This window comes from Endozoicomonas sp. ONNA1, from assembly GCF_024606325.1.
In the GTDB taxonomy this organism is placed as follows: domain Bacteria; phylum Pseudomonadota; class Gammaproteobacteria; order Pseudomonadales; family Endozoicomonadaceae; genus Endozoicomonas_A.
This window is the reverse complement of sequence record NZ_JAHHPN010000135.1, coordinates 1-2,438: the sequence shown is the minus strand read 5'-3', so window position 1 is coordinate 2,438 and position 2,438 is coordinate 1. Positions and strand designations below refer to the sequence as shown.

Below are 2,438 nucleotides of genomic sequence, written 5' to 3'. Positions count from 1 at the left end.
TGGCAGTGGCGATGATTTAGACGATTTATTCAAGAAAAGGCCGGGCGGCGGAATGCGCCCCTTTTACTCCTTTGAATGGATGAGCGAGCTGGTCAGCAGCTTCATCCTGCTGCCTGGCATTGATGGTCGGACCGTCAAAAAACAGATTTGGGATACCCAGATTGTGCTCAACATCAAGCAGGGCTGGAATGAGCAGGACATCGTTATTTCGCAGGAACTTTGGAATAAAATAAGAGCTGCGAATCTTGAAAGAAATTCAGGGCTTTTTCTGGCATTGTCCAGAAACCCCTATAATCCGGAAGCTGTCGTTGATCATTACCTGAACAGTAACCCGGCACAACCGCTACCAACAGAAGACTACCGTCGTCATACACAGGAAGGGTTCATTTTAAGTCCCAAACAAATACGCAGCGTGTCTGTTATTCCGGGCTTGGTCACCGCAGGGAACGGCTATTCCACAGAAAGCGGTCAGGCTGGAAATCAAATGGGCGACACTGATAATACCTCGCCAGCGAATACTCAGTTTCAACAAGGCTCTGGTCGTCAAAATCAAGGCAGCGGTGGTGGAAGAGAGGGTGGGGGAGATGATGGGTCAGGTGGGTCACCAAACAGAGGGTCATGCCGGATTTGTAATAAACCTGCTGTACTCGGCTTCGATAAATGCAGAGAATGTCTGGCTCGTGAAGTCGGTCTAATTGAGCAGGAACTGACTGAACAAGAAAGGGAACTACTTGAGTCAGGCACAGAAGGGGCTGATTCTTTAGCAATCCGTGTATTTGAATGGTTCAAAACTTTGGATTCAAATGAAAGGCACAGAGGAGATTGTTTTCGCAATAATGATTACTATAACTTTCCAGCGCTTTATAGACTTTTAACTCAAAGTTTTATGTCAAATAAAAATACGCTAAGTGAGTTTTATCTGAAATGGGTTAAATTTTTAAACGGCAGTATGTCTCTTTACCACCTTATTTCAGAAGTTGGTGAATTGGCAAAGTCCCAGGGAATTGAAGATTACGTTGAGGTGAAAAGAATTGTTAAAGCACTTGCTCATCACAGGCATGAGTTTGAGAACGAAACCGGTTTTAAAAAATTCAGAAACGATTTGTTGAGCATTTTAACGAGTAACAACCTCCTGGCTTCTGATGACCCGGGGCATGTTCTTTATTCAGGATTAAGTCGCCAACAGAAAGTAATGTTGATTAATTATATTTTTCAGACATTTAAAGAAACGAGTTGGTGGCTAAAAGATGAAATATTCCCGTCAAAATTTTTGACAATAATAATGTTAAATCAATTCGCCAGAAATGTTAATGCTAAGTATGGTTTTGGTATTCCGAATCCGTACATTGATCGTGAGGAGTTATTAGAAATTCTTACGTGGGGCAGTGAGAGGCCTGGTAGTGGTGAATGTTCTTTTATTACTCCACATAACAGACGTTTTTTAATTGGAGTCAATAGTCAATCACTTCATGCTCTGGCATTTAATATTACTGCCAATCAATTTTTAGATTTTCATGATATTGAAGCTATACTCACTGCTCTTGCTGTTATAAGGTCAATGCACGGACAGCGTTTAAATGATCTGTTCTCTAAAAATGTTCGTTTTGCGAAAGATGTACCCAGTGAGCAACTTCAGCTTTTAAGAACCTTCACCTTAAAAGCCCGTGAACAGCTTGTTAAGTTTCTGGAAAACAAGGGAGCAGAAGAAAAAGACAAATTTATACATAGCATGTTTTTGATCTTTGGTATTGCTCCTAAGGAGCTATTTGATGAGCTATCGGATCAACCGTTTGATGAGTTATCGGAGCAACCATCTGATGAGCTATCAGATCAACCGGCTGATGAACTATCGGATCCTGAACCTGTTCAGTTAACACAAGCCGTTGCACACGCGGCCGTAGATCCACAGTGCCAGCAATCAGAAATAAGCAGGTCACGGCCTTTAGCTTTGGACTCTGATACAGTGAAAATGCTGGAAGCTTGTTCTAAACCAGGCTTGGATTTTTCCCCATGGTTCGAAAAAAAACCACAGTCTGTAACTTTGGACTCTATCGTAACGCAAGAGGAACTCCTGAATATTGGTTCTAAAGTAGGCGTTGATTGGCAAAAAATTGCCAAAAAGACCGGTGTTCTTAATGAAACTCATATAAGAGATATTGATGCTGGTAACGCTGGGCTTGAAAGTAAGGTAAGGGCAATGATGGAAGAATGGAAAAAAATAAAAGGTCAGATTACCTACGATGACTTATTGGAGGTTTTTTCAGAAATCGGACGATGGGATCTTATGTACGATTTAAATAAGCGTCATAAATTTTGAAAACTATAAGTCCGGTTTCCAGGGCAAGCTGGCGGAGTCGCGGTCAGTGCCCCAAATCTGGGATAGAAAAAATAAAACATTTTCAAATTTAAGGTCTATTTTAATGCTTTATCAATAAAAT

General features: G+C 41.2%; 1 protein-coding gene. It reads left to right on the top strand.

Annotation, left to right across the window (positions count from 1 at the left end):
* Positions 1-2,317 (top strand): death domain-containing protein (locus KDK19_RS03215; protein ID WP_257291324.1); only part of this gene is annotated, 2,317 nt, incomplete at its 5' end.
* Positions 2,318-2,438: the final 121 nt, after the last annotated feature.